The sequence below is a fragment of the Sandarakinorhabdus glacialis genome, from assembly GCF_014643455.1.
GTDB classification, from domain to species: Bacteria; Pseudomonadota; Alphaproteobacteria; order Sphingomonadales; family Sphingomonadaceae; genus Sandarakinorhabdus; species Sandarakinorhabdus glacialis.
The window spans coordinates 63,424-77,038 of record NZ_BMJM01000006.1; the positions used below are offsets into that span (position 1 = coordinate 63,424).

Genomic DNA, 13,615 nt, shown 5'->3' on the forward strand with positions numbered 1-13,615 from the left:
AACGCGTGTCCCGCGCAACCGGAGCCTACGCCATGTCCATCGCCCAATCCATCGCCGGCCGCTCGCGTGACCTCGGCGGCTTCTCGGTCTCGCGTGTTTTGCCCGCGCCGCAGCGCCGCAGCCTGGGGCCGTTCGTGTTCTTCGACGAGATGGGCCCCGCCGACTTCCCCGCCGGTGCCGGCATCGATGTCCGCCCGCACCCGCACATCGGCCTGTCGACCGTCACCTATTTGTTCCACGGCGGCCTGACTCACCGCGACAGCCTCGGCACGGTCATCGATATTGCGCCGGGCGCCGTCAACTGGATGACCGCCGGCCATGGCATCAGCCATTCCGAACGCTCGCCCGACGCCCTGCGCGAGGCCGGCCACCACATGCACGGCATCCAGTCGTGGGTGGCGCTGCCCGTCGCCTTCGCCGAGATCGACCCGGCCTTCGTCCATCACCCCGAGGCATCCTTGCCGGTCGTCGACCTGCCCGGCGGGCATGCCGTCATCATCGCCGGCACCATGTTCGGCCAGACCTCGCCGGTCGATTTCCCGCATCCGATCATCTATGCTGAAGTCCGCCTCGATGCCGGTGCGGTGATCGAGCTGCCGGCGGAATGGGGTGAACGCGGCGTCTATCCGGTCTCCGGCAACGCGCGCATCGACGGCGAAGCCCTTGTCGCCGGCGCGCTGGCCGTCGTCGGCGAAGGCGCCGCCACGCTTACGGCCGATACCGCCTTCCACGGCATGATCCTCGGCGGCGCGCCCTATCCCGAACCGCGTCACATCGAATGGAACTTCGTCAGCCATTCGCAGGACCGCATCGAACAAGCCAAGGCCGACTGGCGCGACGGCAAGTTCGCGCAGGTGCCGGGCGAAAGCGAGTTCATCCCGTTGCCCGAGACCCCGGCGCCGGTGCCGGTCACCAGCTATCCTTGAACGGCCACTGGCGGCTGGCCGTGATCGGCCGCCAGCATCCGGCGAACGGCGGGGCGCAACGCCAGCAACAGCAACGCCCCGCCGGCGATGATCCCGGCGTGGAGCAGCCAGAAACGCCCCGGCGTCCACACTTCGTACAGCCCGCCGATTCGGCCGCTGATGGTCGATCCGACGAACACCGCCATCGAATTGACCCCGATCATCATCGCGTTGAGCGATTTCGGCGCCGCTCGCGCATAAAGTCCGACCGCGATCGGGGTGAAAAACACCCAGCCCCAGTTGGCGATCATGTGGAACCCCACCGCCCACAGCAACGGCACGCGACCGCTAAATACAGAAGATGATGCCGCCAGCCAGACCAGCGCGCTGCCGAAGATCAGGCATCCGATCGCCATCTTGGTGATCGCGTCGGGCTCGATACCGCGCCGCGCCTGCGCCCGCCAGATCCACAGTGTCAGCGGCAGCAACAGCCCTGGCGCGATGGCATCGAGCGCCTGCAGCCACGGAATTGGCATCTGCCAGCCGAGCACCGACATTTCGACATGGTCGCGCACCCACAGATTATAGACGTTCCACACCTGCGACTGGGCGACCCAGAACGCCGCCTGGACCAGCATGAGCAGCAGTAACAGCTGCACCGCGTGGCGTTCGGGCTTGGTCAACGGCGCGCGTGCCGCGGCGGCCACGCGCGGCGGATCGGGCGGCAGATGCGCGCCGCCGAGCCAATAGACCAGCAGCCCGGCCAGCATGCCGAACCCCGCCAGCCCGAACGCCTGATGCCAGCCGAGCTCCTGCCCCATCCAGCCGCAGATGATCGGCGCGACGAACGCCCCGCAATTGAGCGCGAAATAATAAAGCTGGATGCCGTCGTCGCGGCGGCGATCGTCTGGCCCGTAAAGCCCGCCGACCTGCGAAAACAGGTTGGAATTGGCGCAGCCGGTGCCAAGCATCAGCAGCAGCAGCGCGAGCAGGAAACTCGCATCGAACGCCATGCAGAAATGCCCCGCCGTCATCAGCAGACAGCCGAGCATGATCGTCCGCCGCCGCCCGAGCAGCCGGTCGCCGATGTAACCGCCGAACACCGGGGTAAACCGCACCAGCCCGGCCCATAGCCCGAACAGCTGGACGGCGAAGGCCTGGTCCGAGATCGGCCCGGTGACGCTCTCGATACCGCGCCGCACCCCGCCCATCCCGACGACATTCTCGACATGGCCCGGCAAAAGCAACTGCCCGACCATGTACAGCGTCAGCAGCGCCTGCATGCCGTACAGCGAGAACGCTTCCCAGAATTGCGTCCCCGACAGCCACGCCAGCCCGCGCGGCTGGCCGAGAAGATCGCGCGCTGACGCGGTCGTTGCTGTCATGCGGCGTACGCCGCCGTCGCTGTATCGTTCATCCGCAGGCCCCGCTTTCGCAGCCATGAAATCCACAAAGTCCGGCAGACGCAAGTGACACGATGCCCACCCAAAAACCGTTCGTCATGCCGAACTTGTTTCGGCATCCGTCGCGGTGCCAAGTATGCACGATCCCGCCTCGCCCGACACTGGATGCCGAAACAGGTTCGGCATGACGATCGCGTGGAAGGGCAGTAGCGCCGCGCCGCATCCGGGTTTAATGGGGACGCATGTTCATTCGCCTCACCGACAGCATCTCCGTCGCGCCGCAGCTGGCGCCCGCGGATATCGCCCTTGCCGCGTCGCAGGGCTTCACCTCGATCGTCAACAATCGTCCCGACAGCGAGGCGCCCGACCAGCCGACATCGGCAACCATCGCCGCCGCCGCCGAAGCCGCCGGGCTGCGTTACGCCCATATTCCCATCGACCAGTCCGGCTATGGCCAGCCGCAGATCGACGCGATGGGCGAGGAACTCGGCGCCACCACCGGGCCGCTGCTGGCCTTTTGCCGCTCGGGAACGCGGTCGACCAGCCTCTGGGCACTGGCCTTTGCTGCCCGCGATGGCGATCCCGAATCGATCGTCGCCACCGCCGCTGCCGGCGGTTATGACCTGTCCGCGATGCTGCCGGCGCTGCGGCGTCTCGCCGGCCAGGACTGAGTCTGCATGGTCTGGACCTCGCTGTTCGGCATCGTCACGCTGGTGTTCCTGGCGCGCGCGCTCGGCTTCACCAAGATGCCGGTGATCGCCGACGCGGCCGAGGCCCGGCGCATCGTCGCCGACGCGCTCCATGATTTCACCGGCGAAGACACCGCGCTCGCCAGCGACCGCCGCGGCGCGCTCGTCGCCGCCGCCGATGGCCGGGTCGCGCTGGTCCGCCCGTTCGGTGATCGCTGGGTCGTCCGCGTCGTCAACGGCGCTGCCGCGACGGTGAAGGACGGTCGCCTGCGCCTCCAGCCCGCCGAAGCGATGTTCCCCGCCGCCGACCTCGATCTCGGCCCCGCCGCGGCAAGCTGGGCAGCCCGGCTATGACCTTCCCCGATCCCGTCCAGATCGCCATCCCGGCGTTCATCATCGCCATCATCCTCGAAATGTTCGCGATCCGCGCCGGCGCCCGCGGCGATTACGACTGGCGGGACACCGCGACCTCGCTGGCGATGGGCATCGGCAACACCTTTGCCGCGATTTTGTTCGGCACCGCCCTCGTCGGCGTCGGCATTGCAGTTCATTCCGTCCGGCTGTTCGACATTCCCGTCACCTGGTGGGCGCTGGTGCTCGCCTTCATCGGCGAAGATTTCACCTATTACTGGTTTCACCGCACCGCGCACCGCATCCGCTGGTTCTGGGCGAGCCACGTCATCCACCACAGCTCGCAGCACTACAATTTGTCCACCGCCCTCCGGCAGACCTGGACCGGGCAGATTTCGCTCGGCTTCGTCTTCCGCCTGCCGCTGTTCCTCATCGGCTTCCCGCCCAAAATGATCCTGTTCTGCGCCGGGCTCAACCTCGTCTATCAATTCTTCATCCACACCGAGATGGTTCGCCGCCTGCCGCTCGGCCTCGAATGGGTGCTCAACACCCCGTCGCACCACCGCGTCCACCACGGCACCAACGCCCGCTATCTCGATCGCAATTTCGGCGGCGTCTTCATCGTCTGGGACCGCTTGTTCGGCACCTATGAAGGCGAGCGCGACGACGAGCCGGCGCGCTACGGCATCGTCCGCAATCTCTCGACCTTCAATCCATTATGGGTCGCCTTCCACGAATGGGTCGCCATCGGCCGCGACGTCATCCATGCCCCCGACTGGCGCCACCGCTGGATGGCCATCGCCGGCTCGCCGGGCTGGGCACAAGGCACCACCGCCGACACGCTCCGCGCCCGCTGGGAAGCCGCCAACCCTCCCGCGCACGCGCCGCATTCCCCATCGACAACGCAGGTTCCCGCCGAGTGATAAATCGCCGCACGGCGCTGCGCATCGGTGGCGGAACGGGCGCGGTCCTCGCCGCAGCGACGCTCCCCCGCGCCATCGACCAGGGGCTCATATTCGACCGCGCCCAGCCCGGCCTCAAGGCCTGGGACGACTGGAACAGCCGCCGCTACGACGGCGCGCTGTCGCTGGTCTCGGCCGGCATCCTCGCCGCCAGCCCGCACAACACCCAGCCATGGATCTTCGGCGTCAGTCGCTACGGTGTCGACATTTTCGAAGTCCCCGGCCGTAATCTCGGCGCGATGGACCCGTTCGGCCGCGAGCGCCTCGCCGGCCTCGGCGCCGCCATCCACAACATGGGCCTCGCCTCGACCGCAATCGACCCCGGCGCCGTCGTCCGCCTGCTCCCCGATCCCGGCGACCCCGGCCATGTCGCGCGCATCGAGCTCGGCCCCGAAGGCGGCACGCCGCGCCCGCACCCGCTGCTGCCGATGATCGGCCGCCGCCACACCGACCGCGGCGCCTACCAGGGCGGCCCCACCACCGCCGCGCAGCAGATCGCGCTGCGCTCCGCCGCCGGCACGCCGCTGCTCCGCATCGCGCTGATCGACCCGGCCTCGCCCGCCGGCAAACGCTTTGCCGAACTGACCATCGCCTCGACCCAGGCCATCGCCGCCGACACCGAGATGATGGCCGCCAGCCACGCCTGGTTCCGTCACAGTCGCCGTGACCGCGACAGATACAAGGACGGCCTCGGCATTCCCACCGCGGGCCTGTCGCCATTCACCGCCACGATGGGCGCCATCCTCCTCGACTCCTCACCGGCGACGGAGGGCCGCTACTGGATCGAAGCCACCCGCGAAACCGCGCTGCCGACCGCCTCGCTTTTCGGGCTGATCGTTGCGGGCGACCCCCACGACCGCCGCACCGCCATCCTCGCCGGCGCCGCCTGGCAGCGCCTCCATCTGACCGCGATCGCCCTCGGTCTCGCCGCGCAACCGCTCAACCAGCTCCCCGAGATGATCGACCGCGACCGCCAGCTCGGCCGCCCGCCGCGCTTCGCGACCGCCGCCAACGCGATCCTCGAGGACCCGCTCTGGCGCCCCACCTTCGCTTTCCGCATCGGCCATCCCGCAACACCCGCGCTGCCCAGCCCACGCCGCCCGGTCTCGCAGGTCATTGGCCAATCGGCGCGCGAGGACTTCGAAATCGAGCGATCGCGTACCGAGACCAGCGCACAGGACGCCGCGATGGCGCGCAAGCTGAAGGCCGGGCAGCAGCCATAGCCCCGCCTCATTCGTATCTCCCGCACCTTCCCCCAGACAGAGCATCCCAAATGGTCCCCACCCGGCGCTGGCTGATCACAATCGGCGTCCTCGCGGCACTCGCCGGCTGTTCGTCGCTCGGCACGCTCAACACCGTCAACGCCATCACCCCCGGCGACGGCGGCGTCCGCCAGGTCGGCGCCGATATCGCCTTCGGCCCCGACCCGCGCCAGAAACTCGACATCTACGCCCCCGACAACGCCAAGGCCGCCCCCGTCCTGGTGTTCTTCTACGGCGGCAGCTGGAGCTCGGGCCGCCGCCAGGACTATGCCTTTGCCGCCAAGGCCCTCGCCGCGCGCGGCTTCATCGTCGTCGTCCCCGACTACCGCCTCGTACCGCAAGTCCGCTATCCCGCCTTCATCGAGGACGGTGCCGCCGCCGTCGCCTGGACGTCCGAATACATTGCCCGATATCAAGGCGACCCCGCCCGCATCGGCGTCATCGGCCACAGCGCCGGTGCCTATATCGCCCTCATGCTGGCGCTCGATCGCCGCTGGCTCATCGCCGCCGGAGCCCCCGACGCGATAAAAGCCGCCGTTGGCTTGGCGGGGCCTTACGACTTCGCCCCGTTCGAACCCGGCGGCGCCGCACAGGCCGCCTTCGGCCGCGAGCCCGACCCCCGCGTTACGCAACCAGTCAATTCCGCGCGCAAGGACGCGCCCCCCGTCCTGCTGCTCTCCGGCAGCGACGACACCACCGTGAGGCCCCGCAACGCTACGGCCCTCGCCGCAGCGCTGGGCCGACCCGGGGCGGTCAAGCTATACCCCGGCATCGGCCATATCGGCATCATCCTCGCGGTATCGAAGCCGTTCCGCGGCAAGGCCCCCGTCCTTGCCGACGCAACCGGCTTCTTCCACCGCGAACTTTAGGCCGCCGCCATCGTCTGCAGCCGCCGCCGCCGCCGCGTCGCCGCGCCAACGAGGCCGAAGCCGGCGATCAACTGCGCCCAGACGCCCGGCTCGGGAACCGCCGCCAGCGCCAGCCCCAGCCCCAGCTTGGCCTGCTCGAGCCCGACATAATCCGCCGTCTCGTACGACTTGTCGGCAAAATCGCCGGTGAAGTCCCAGCCATCCTCGAAGGCGAGGAAATCTTCGTACTCGGCCAGCTCGAACGCCGACATCGTATCGAACGACGCCGCTGCCACGAGCGACACCGCTGAATCGAACGTCGACATCGAGGTCATCGCCAGCAAATCATCCGGCGTCGAATTTGGGCGGGCGCCCTGGGTATTGCCCCGGATGATATTGTTGCTGCCACCGATGATGTTCATCCGGGTCATGTGATTGGCGCCCGGCGCGGTAATCATCAAATTGTCGGTAAAGATGCTGTCGACGCAGCGGTAGCAGGCGACGCCCTGCGGCATCGTCGTTTCGACCCTATTGCGCGACATCTCGATCCGGATGCCGCCACCGCGGTTCAGCGGGTCGAACGAGGTAAAGCCCTGCGTGTGGCCATAGGCCTGGTTGTCGACGAGGCTGATGTCCGACTGCAGGGGGTTGCCCGCAAGGCTCCACAGCTGGATGCAATCGGGGTGCGAGCCCGCCGACATGTTGGTGGCCCGGCAGACGTTCTGGCTGGCGGTAACTCCATGGCTGCCGGCGATGTTGAAGCCGTCGCTGGTCGAGCCGGTTACGCTGTTGTTGTACAGCCTGCCGTTGGTCACCGTATTCATGCCGACGCCCATCCGCAGCCCGCTGAAGCTGCCGTTCTCGACCGAAGCGCCGTTGACGCCGCGAAACCCCAATCCCCGCGCCCGGCCGGCCCCATTGCCGATAACGGTCGGGTTGATGAAGCTGACGTTGCTGCCCCCCAGCACGCTTGCCGATCCGCCGACCTGCCAGGTCGCCGTCGCCGACCCGAACGTGCCGCCGACAACCCGCAGATTGTCGACGTCGCTGATGGTCAGCTTGCCGTTGAACGTCGCCGCGCTGGCATTGATCGTTACTGCACTGGTAAAGCTCCGATTGCGCAACTGCTGGGCGCTGAATTGCCCGCGCAGCACGATGGTGTCGCCGGACCTCACCTTGGCAAAAACCGATTTCAAGGTCGCACTGGTCGCTGAATGCGTTGCCGCAGACGCCGGTACGGAGGCCAAAAGAACAGCCCCCGCGAAAATAACATTATAACGATTTGACATGTGGTCCCCTCGACAGAATCAATATCTGCAAAACAGCAAAAACACCCGTCCACATTTGGACGGGCTGTTAATAACAAAGTATTAAAATTTCTCCGTATGCCGGATGTTGTTTATTTGATTTGTGAATATTGAACGTGGTGCGGGCTGCGCCAGCATCTGGCAAGTGGTTATGCGTGATCACCAATGGCGTTTCTGGCTATTTGCGACAAACGCCCCGATCAGGGCGACAAGGCGAACGGGAACTTTCGTCGCCGCCATCGGTTCACCTGCCACGCACGCGCGGCCTTGCCGTTTGATACGCGCCGCCCAACCAGCGCTCCGGCGCCTCGCCGACAGGATTCATGTCATGATCAAATGGGCCATCATCTTCTTCGTCGCCGCGCTCATCCTCGGCGCGCTCGGTTTCGGCGGCCTCGCGGGTGCCGCCATGGGCATCGCCAAATTGCTGTTTTGGGTCGTCGTCATCATCGCGGTCGTGCTGCTGGTGCTCGGCGTCACGGTGTATCGCAAGATCACCTGAACGGTTGACAGTGGCAGGGCGCACACCCTGCCACTGTCGAGACATCGACGACTGTCAAAACCTGTCGGCGCGGATTATACTCGGCATATGCAAAACACCCTCCAGATCGTCGAAGTCAGCCCGCGTGATGGCCTCCAGAACGAGAAGGGCTTTGTCGAGACCGCCGACAAGCTGGCGCTGATCGATCGCCTGATCGGCATGGGTGCGACCCGGATCGAGGTCGCCAGCTTCGTCAATCCGCGCCGCGTCCCGCAGATGGCCGACGCCGAGGCCGTCGTCGCCGGCCTCCCCGACGCCCCCGGCGTGCGCTTCATCGGGCTTTGCCTCAACGAACGCGGCGTCGACCGCGCCATCGCCAGCCGCGATGCACCCGGGCGGAGCCTCGACGAAGCCGGCTGCGTCCTCGTCGCCACCGATGGTTTCGGCATCATCAACCAGGGCCAGACCGTCGCCGAAGGCATCGCCGCCAACACCCTGATGCTCGCCAAGGCGAAAGCCGCCGGGCTGTTCGCGCAGGTCACCATCTCCGCCGCCTTCGGCTGCCCCTACGAGGGCCATGTCGACCCGGCGCACGTTGTCGAACTCGCCGCGCGCATGGCCGATGCCGGCGCGCAGGAGATCGCGCTGGCCGACACCATCGGCGTCGGCGTGCCGAACCAGGTCGGCGACCTGACCGGCGCGGTCATCGAAAAGATCGCCGGCGTCCCCGTCCGCCTCCACCTCCACGACACCCGCGGCCTCGCCCCCGCCAACGCCTGGGCCGGTTACCAGGCCGGCTGCCGGACCTTCGACAGCGCGCTCGGCGGCCTTGGCGGCTGCCCGTTCGCTCCCGGCGCCGCCGGCAACGTCGGCACAGAGGAACTGCTTTACCTGTTCGGCCGCTCGGGGCTGTCGACAGGCCTCGACATCGACGCCGCCGTCGCCGCCAACCACTGGTTCGCCGCCATCATGGGCCGCCCGCTACCCAGCCGCGTCGGCAAGGCCGGCGACTTCATCATCAACGGCGAACGCGTAGCCTGAGCCTTTGTCCTCCCCCTCGATGGGGGGAGGCGACTCGCCCTTCGGCGAGCGGGTGGGGGTGTCGCCCCAACCGATTAAAGTTGCAAAACCCCCGCCATCCCCCACAACCCCCCCGGGGGACGAACAAGCAATGACCGGCAGCCAGGTCGCGGCATTAATCCTGACCGCCGACGCCATCGGCTGGCTGATGCTCGCGCTCCTGACTGCAAACGCCGTCATCGCCGCAATCGCCATCGCCCTTCGCTTTTTGCCCGCTGCGCCCGCCGGCGCCATGCCCGCCCCAACCGCCCGCGCCGAACCCGCATCAGAGTTCGGCCCGACCCCGATGGTCTCGGTCCACCTGCCGGTCCACGACGAACCCGCCGCGATGGTCATCGCCACCCTCGATGCCTTGGCGCGCCTCGACTATCCGGCGTTCGAGGTCATCGTCATCGACAACAACACCCCCGACCGCGAAAGCTGGCTGCCCGTCGAGCGCCACTGCGCCGCCCTCGGCCCGCGCTTCCGCTTCGTCCACCGCGATGGCGTGACCGGCGCCAAGGCCGGGGCGCTCAACATCGCCGCCGCGATGATGCACCCGGCGGCGCGCTACATCGCCGTCGTCGATGCCGATTATAACGTGCTTCCCGGCTTTCTCGCCCGTGCCGTCGCCGCCGCGCACCACCACCGCGCCGATTACGTGCAATTTCCCCAGCGCTACTGGTTCGCCCCGGCTGCGGCACCCGTCGCCGACGAACTCGGCGATTATTTCACCGCCGTCGCCCGCCCCGCCAGCGACCGCGGCGGCATCCTGCTCACCGGCACGCTGTCGCTCGTCGCCGCCGAATGGCTGCACAGGATCGGCGGCTGGCCAACGGCGCACCTGACCGAAGATGCCGAGCTTGGCCTGCGCCTGCGCGGTGCCGGCGCGCGCGGGGTTTTCGTCGACGAAACCGCCGGGCATGGCCAGCTGCCGCGCGACCTGACCGGGCTCATCATGCAACGCGATCGCTGGGCCGCCGGCAATATCCAGGCGCTGATCGGCACGGTGCCGCGCTGGGGGCGGGGTCATGTGGGTGCGGGCGCTGCCATCGCCATCGCGGCGCAACTCCTCGCCTGGCCGGCCTTCATCGCCATCCCGCTCGCCGCGCTGACCTTCGGCCTCGCGGCAAACATCACCGATGGCGCCTCGCCGATCTGGTCGCGGGTCATCGCTTTCGCCGCTTCGAGCGTCCTCGCCGAAATCGCCGCGCTGTTCGTCCAGCAGGCCCAGCTGCGCCGGCTCGGCCGCGATCCGCGCGCCGCCATCGTCAAATTCGCCATGCTCATCCCCGCCAGCCTGGCCTGGCTGCCCGCCGTGTGGGGCCAGCGCCTGCGTTTCCGCCGCACGCCGAAGCACGAGACTGCTTCCGCCGCCGTCCCCGCCTCGCTGCTGGCTTGCGGCCTTTGGGCAGCGACGATGGCATTCCTCTATACCGCCCAGGGTGCGCCGCTGCCCGCCCTCGCGCTGGTCGCCGTCGCCCTGACACTTCCCGCTGCCTTGGCCACCGGGCGGATGCTGCACCGGCCGGCGCCAAGGCTACGGGCGGCGGCGCAACTGCCGGTCTGACGGCACCGCGATCGCGCCGCGCTGCAGCATCGTTTCGATCTTGCCGCGCCACTGGCCCTGGCGCAAACCAGCCGCAATGACATTGCTCGCCCTCCTCGCAGCCGGTTTGATGGCGGTTGCGCAATCATCCCCGCCTTCGCCAGCTTCGGTGCCATCCGAACAGGTCCCGACAATCCCGCCGGCCAGCATCGACGAAAGCCTCGAGATCACCGGCGAAAGCCTGGCGGTCGATTCGCTGCGCAGCCGGATGTTCCTCGATGTCCAGGTCAACGGCAAAGGCCCGTTCCGCTTCCTCGTCGACAGCGGCGCCGATCGTTCGGTCATCGGCGCGCTGCTCGCCGCCCAACTTGGGCTGCCGGCGGAAGACCCCGTCATCCTGCGCTCAATGGCCGGCACCAGCACCGCCCGCACCGTGCTCATCGAAACCATGACGCTGGGCAGCAGCGTCATCGAAACCATCACCGCGCCGGTCCTTTCGGAACGCGATATGGGCGCCCGCGGCATCATCGGCATCGATGCGCTCGCCGATCAGCGCATGATGCTCGATTTCCAGAACAAGCGGGTGACCATCCAGGATTCGCGCCAGCCGGTCTATTCCGAACCCGGCGAGATCGTCGTCACCGCGCGCCGCCGCAAGGGCCAGCTCATCCTGACCCAGGTCAACGTCGACGGCGACCGCAGCTACGCCGTCATCGATACCGGCTCCGAACTCACCATCGGCAACTCCCCGATGCTCAAGCGCCTGTCGCGCGGCCGCCGGCTGGGGGAGGCGCGCACCGTCGAGATGGTCAGCGTCACCGGCGAGATCGTCGTCGCCCGGCTGCTTTACCTGCCCGAACTCCGCATCGGCGGCGTCATCATGCGCAACGTCCCCGTCGCCTTCACCGACGCACCGCCGTTCGCGCTGTTCGGCCTCGACAAGCAGCCGGCGTTATTGCTCGGCACCGACCTGCTCGAAAACTTCCGCCGCGTCTCGCTCGACTTCCGCAACCGCAAAGTCAGGTTCGTCCTGAAATAACCTCCCCCTCAAGGGGGGAGGCGAGAGACGCGCCCTTGCGCGGCCCGGGTGGGGGTGTCTCCCCTCCCCAAATAATCACCGACCAACCCGAAACACCACCCCATCCTCGTCATCGGTCGTAACCCAAACCGCCCCGTCCGGCGCCACCCGCACATCCCGAATCCGCGCCTTGATTCCCGGAAACACCGACGCCTGCCCGACGACCTTGCCCGCCGCATCGAGATCGACCCGCCGCACATCCTGGTCGACCAGCGCGCCCACCAGCAGGTCGCCGTTCCATTCGGGGAACATCGCGCCGCGGTACACCGCCAGCCCCGACGGCGCGATCGACGGCACCCAGACCTTGATGGCGTCGATCATGCCCTTGTAGGTCTTGAACGGCGAAATCGTCGCGCCGGAATAATCGACGCCGCGCGTCGCCACCGGCCAGCCATAATTGCCGCCGCGCACGACAACATTGATCTCGTCGCCGCCCTGCGGGCCATGTTCATGCTCGTACAGGCGTCCACTCACCGCATCGAAGGCGAGCCCCTGCTCGTTGCGGTGGCCATAGGACCAGATGCTCGCCTGCGCCCCCTTGCGGCCGACAAAAGGGTTATTGGCCGGGATCGAGCCGTCGTCGTTGATTCGCACGATCTTGCCCAGCCCCGACCCGAGGTTCTGCGCCTGCTCGCGGAAATCGAAGCCATCGCCGACCGTCATAGCCAGCGTGCCATCACCCAGGAACGCCATTCGCCCGCCATAATGCACCGGCGTGTTCTTCGCCGGCCCGACCTGGAAAATCACCTTCTTCTGGGTCAGCACATTGCCGACCAGCTTGGCCCGCATGATCCGGGTAAAATTGGCCTTGGGCGTGCCGGCGGCATAGCTCAGATACAAAAGTCCGTTTTCGGCGAACCGGGGATGAAGCACGACATCGAACAGCCCGCCCTGGCTTTCGGCAAAAACCGCCGGCACGCCGCTGATCGACCCCGGCTTCTGGCCGGCCGGCGCCTTGGCCGCGATCACCCGCAAGCGGCCGGCACGCTCGGTCACCAAAACCCGCCCGTCGGGCAGGAAAGCGACGCTCCACGGGTGGTCGAGACCGGTCGCAACCGTCGTGATCTGCGGCTCCGCCCCGGCACGTACCGGCGAAACACCCGCCGCACCCGCTCCCGAGGCGAGAACATTCCCGCAAACAACCGCCACCAAACCCGCCACGATCCGCCGAACCACTGTATTTCTCCCGTTTTGCCCCGGACCTGCTAGGCTGGCGGCAATCGGATAAAGGAATGGTCTATGCGCTGGCTCAACACAATCCTGCGCTGGCTTGCCGCCGTCGTCGTCACCGTAATCGCCGCCAGTCTCGTCCATAGCTGGACCATCCAGCGCGGGCTCAGCAACCTCGGCATCGACATTTCCGCCGGTCTCGGCCTGCGCACCGCGGCCGCCGATTTCGCCGGCCTCGCGCCCGCACTTTTCGTCGTTCTAGGCACAGCGCTGGCCGTCGGTTTTATCGTCGCGGCGGTCCTCAATCGCTACCTGAATTTGCCGCGCTGGGTCGCATTTCCGCTCGCCGGCGGCGTCGCGGTCGGCGTCACATTGGCCCTGATGTATCTCAGGATGCAGATCACACCGATTGCCAGCGCCCGCGAGCCGCTTGGTTTCATTATGCTTTGTCTCGCCGGCGCACTCGGCGGATGGGTGTTTGTGATCACCAAGCGCCGCTGATACTTGTGTTGCTCCAAAGCCACACCATATCCGCCGGGACTGGAGGCAAT

The 13,615-nt window shown here is 67.4% G+C and carries 13 protein-coding genes and 1 pseudogene; 11 read left to right on the plus strand and 3 right to left on the minus strand.

Annotated features, from left to right (window positions below):
• Positions 1 to 32 precede the first annotated feature (32 nt).
• The gene (locus IEW98_RS09835; protein ID WP_188762775.1) at positions 33 to 926 is read left to right on the plus strand and encodes a pirin family protein; all 894 of its coding nucleotides are present in this window, start codon (positions 33 to 35) and stop codon (positions 924 to 926) included.
• Here the strand turns inward: IEW98_RS09835 and IEW98_RS09840 are convergent.
• Positions 917 to 2,290 carry a peptide MFS transporter gene (locus IEW98_RS09840; RefSeq protein ID WP_188762776.1) on the minus strand — a complete coding sequence of 458 codons (1,374 nt, stop codon included), beginning with the start codon at positions 2,288 to 2,290 and terminating at the stop codon, positions 917 to 919. The genes IEW98_RS09835 and IEW98_RS09840 overlap by 10 nt on opposite strands.
• Before the next feature lie 260 nt (positions 2,291 to 2,550).
• Here IEW98_RS09840 and IEW98_RS09845 point away from each other — a divergent pair, with 260 nt between their 5' ends.
• From IEW98_RS09845 to IEW98_RS09865, 5 genes are read left to right on the plus strand one after another with little or no spacing between them, the layout of a single operon-like run.
• On the plus strand, positions 2,551 to 2,979 hold the full coding sequence (locus IEW98_RS09845; RefSeq protein ID WP_188762777.1) for a protein tyrosine phosphatase family protein: 429 nt from the start codon (positions 2,551 to 2,553) through the stop codon (positions 2,977 to 2,979).
• Positions 2,980 to 2,985: 6 nt separating this feature from the next.
• Positions 2,986 to 3,351, plus strand: a complete 366-nt coding sequence (locus IEW98_RS09850; RefSeq protein ID WP_188762778.1) for a hypothetical protein — start codon at positions 2,986 to 2,988, stop codon at positions 3,349 to 3,351.
• A complete protein-coding gene (locus tag IEW98_RS09855; RefSeq protein ID WP_188762779.1) occupies positions 3,348 to 4,271 on the plus strand; it encodes a sterol desaturase family protein in 924 nt (307 codons plus the stop codon). Before IEW98_RS09850 ends, IEW98_RS09855 begins: the two co-directional genes overlap by 4 nt.
• Entirely contained in the window at positions 4,268 to 5,533 is a 1,266-nt protein-coding gene (locus tag IEW98_RS09860; RefSeq protein WP_188762780.1) for a nitroreductase family protein, read from the plus strand. Before IEW98_RS09855 ends, IEW98_RS09860 begins: the two co-directional genes overlap by 4 nt.
• A gap of 50 nt (positions 5,534 to 5,583) precedes the next feature.
• A complete protein-coding gene (locus IEW98_RS09865) occupies positions 5,584 to 6,441 on the plus strand; it encodes an alpha/beta hydrolase (protein WP_188762781.1) in 858 nt (285 codons plus the stop codon).
• On the opposite strand, the pseudogene IEW98_RS16930 reads toward IEW98_RS09865, so the two are convergent.
• Positions 6,438 to 6,542: pseudogene (locus IEW98_RS16930) on the minus strand (PEPxxWA-CTERM sorting domain-containing protein); the annotation flags it as partial. The gene IEW98_RS09865 and the pseudogene IEW98_RS16930 sit on opposite strands and share 4 nt — an antisense overlap.
• A 1,513-nt stretch (positions 6,543 to 8,055) precedes the next feature.
• Here IEW98_RS16930 and IEW98_RS09875 point away from each other — a divergent pair.
• From IEW98_RS09875 to IEW98_RS09890, 4 genes are all read left to right on the plus strand, one after another.
• Positions 8,056 to 8,229, plus strand: coding sequence for a DUF1328 family protein (locus IEW98_RS09875; protein WP_188762782.1), 174 nt, complete (start codon positions 8,056 to 8,058; stop codon positions 8,227 to 8,229).
• An 87-nt stretch (positions 8,230 to 8,316) separates the two neighbouring features.
• Entirely contained in the window at positions 8,317 to 9,249 is a 933-nt protein-coding gene (locus IEW98_RS09880) for a hydroxymethylglutaryl-CoA lyase (protein ID WP_188762783.1), read from the plus strand.
• 130 nt (positions 9,250 to 9,379) lie between these two features.
• Entirely contained in the window at positions 9,380 to 10,837 is a 1,458-nt protein-coding gene (locus IEW98_RS09885; protein ID WP_188762784.1) for a glycosyltransferase, read from the plus strand.
• A 76-nt stretch (positions 10,838 to 10,913) separates the two neighbouring features.
• The gene (locus tag IEW98_RS09890; RefSeq protein ID WP_188762785.1) at positions 10,914 to 11,855 is read left to right on the plus strand and encodes an aspartyl protease family protein; all 942 of its coding nucleotides are present in this window, start codon (positions 10,914 to 10,916) and stop codon (positions 11,853 to 11,855) included.
• A gap of 75 nt (positions 11,856 to 11,930) precedes the next feature.
• Here the strand turns inward: IEW98_RS09890 and IEW98_RS09895 are convergent, their stop codons facing one another.
• The gene (locus IEW98_RS09895) at positions 11,931 to 13,070 is read right to left on the minus strand and encodes a PQQ-dependent sugar dehydrogenase (protein WP_243450677.1); all 1,140 of its coding nucleotides are present in this window, start codon (positions 13,068 to 13,070) and stop codon (positions 11,931 to 11,933) included.
• A gap of 63 nt (positions 13,071 to 13,133) precedes the next feature.
• Between IEW98_RS09895 and IEW98_RS09900 the strand changes: the two genes are divergently transcribed.
• Positions 13,134 to 13,565 carry a hypothetical protein gene (locus tag IEW98_RS09900; protein WP_188762787.1) on the plus strand — a complete coding sequence of 144 codons (432 nt, stop codon included), beginning with the start codon at positions 13,134 to 13,136 and terminating at the stop codon, positions 13,563 to 13,565.
• Positions 13,566 to 13,615 lie beyond the last annotated feature (50 nt).

Coding starts and splice junctions, on each gene's coding strand:
- IEW98_RS09835 (WP_188762775.1), top strand. CDS start 33: ATGTCCATCGCCCAATCCATCGCCGGCCGCTCGCGTGACCTCGGCGGC.
- IEW98_RS09840 (WP_188762776.1), bottom strand. CDS start 2,290: ATGACAGCAACGACCGCGTCAGCGCGCGATCTTCTCGGCCAGCCGCGC.
- IEW98_RS09845 (WP_188762777.1), top strand. CDS start 2,551: ATGTTCATTCGCCTCACCGACAGCATCTCCGTCGCGCCGCAGCTGGCG.
- IEW98_RS09850 (WP_188762778.1), top strand. CDS start 2,986: ATGGTCTGGACCTCGCTGTTCGGCATCGTCACGCTGGTGTTCCTGGCG.
- IEW98_RS09855 (WP_188762779.1), top strand. CDS start 3,348: ATGACCTTCCCCGATCCCGTCCAGATCGCCATCCCGGCGTTCATCATC.
- IEW98_RS09865 (WP_188762781.1), top strand. CDS start 5,584: ATGGTCCCCACCCGGCGCTGGCTGATCACAATCGGCGTCCTCGCGGCA.
- IEW98_RS09875 (WP_188762782.1), top strand. CDS start 8,056: ATGATCAAATGGGCCATCATCTTCTTCGTCGCCGCGCTCATCCTCGGC.
- IEW98_RS09880 (WP_188762783.1), top strand. CDS start 8,317: ATGCAAAACACCCTCCAGATCGTCGAAGTCAGCCCGCGTGATGGCCTC.
- IEW98_RS09885 (WP_188762784.1), top strand. CDS start 9,380: ATGACCGGCAGCCAGGTCGCGGCATTAATCCTGACCGCCGACGCCATC.
- IEW98_RS09890 (WP_188762785.1), top strand. CDS start 10,914: ATGACATTGCTCGCCCTCCTCGCAGCCGGTTTGATGGCGGTTGCGCAA.
- IEW98_RS09900 (WP_188762787.1), top strand. CDS start 13,134: ATGCGCTGGCTCAACACAATCCTGCGCTGGCTTGCCGCCGTCGTCGTC.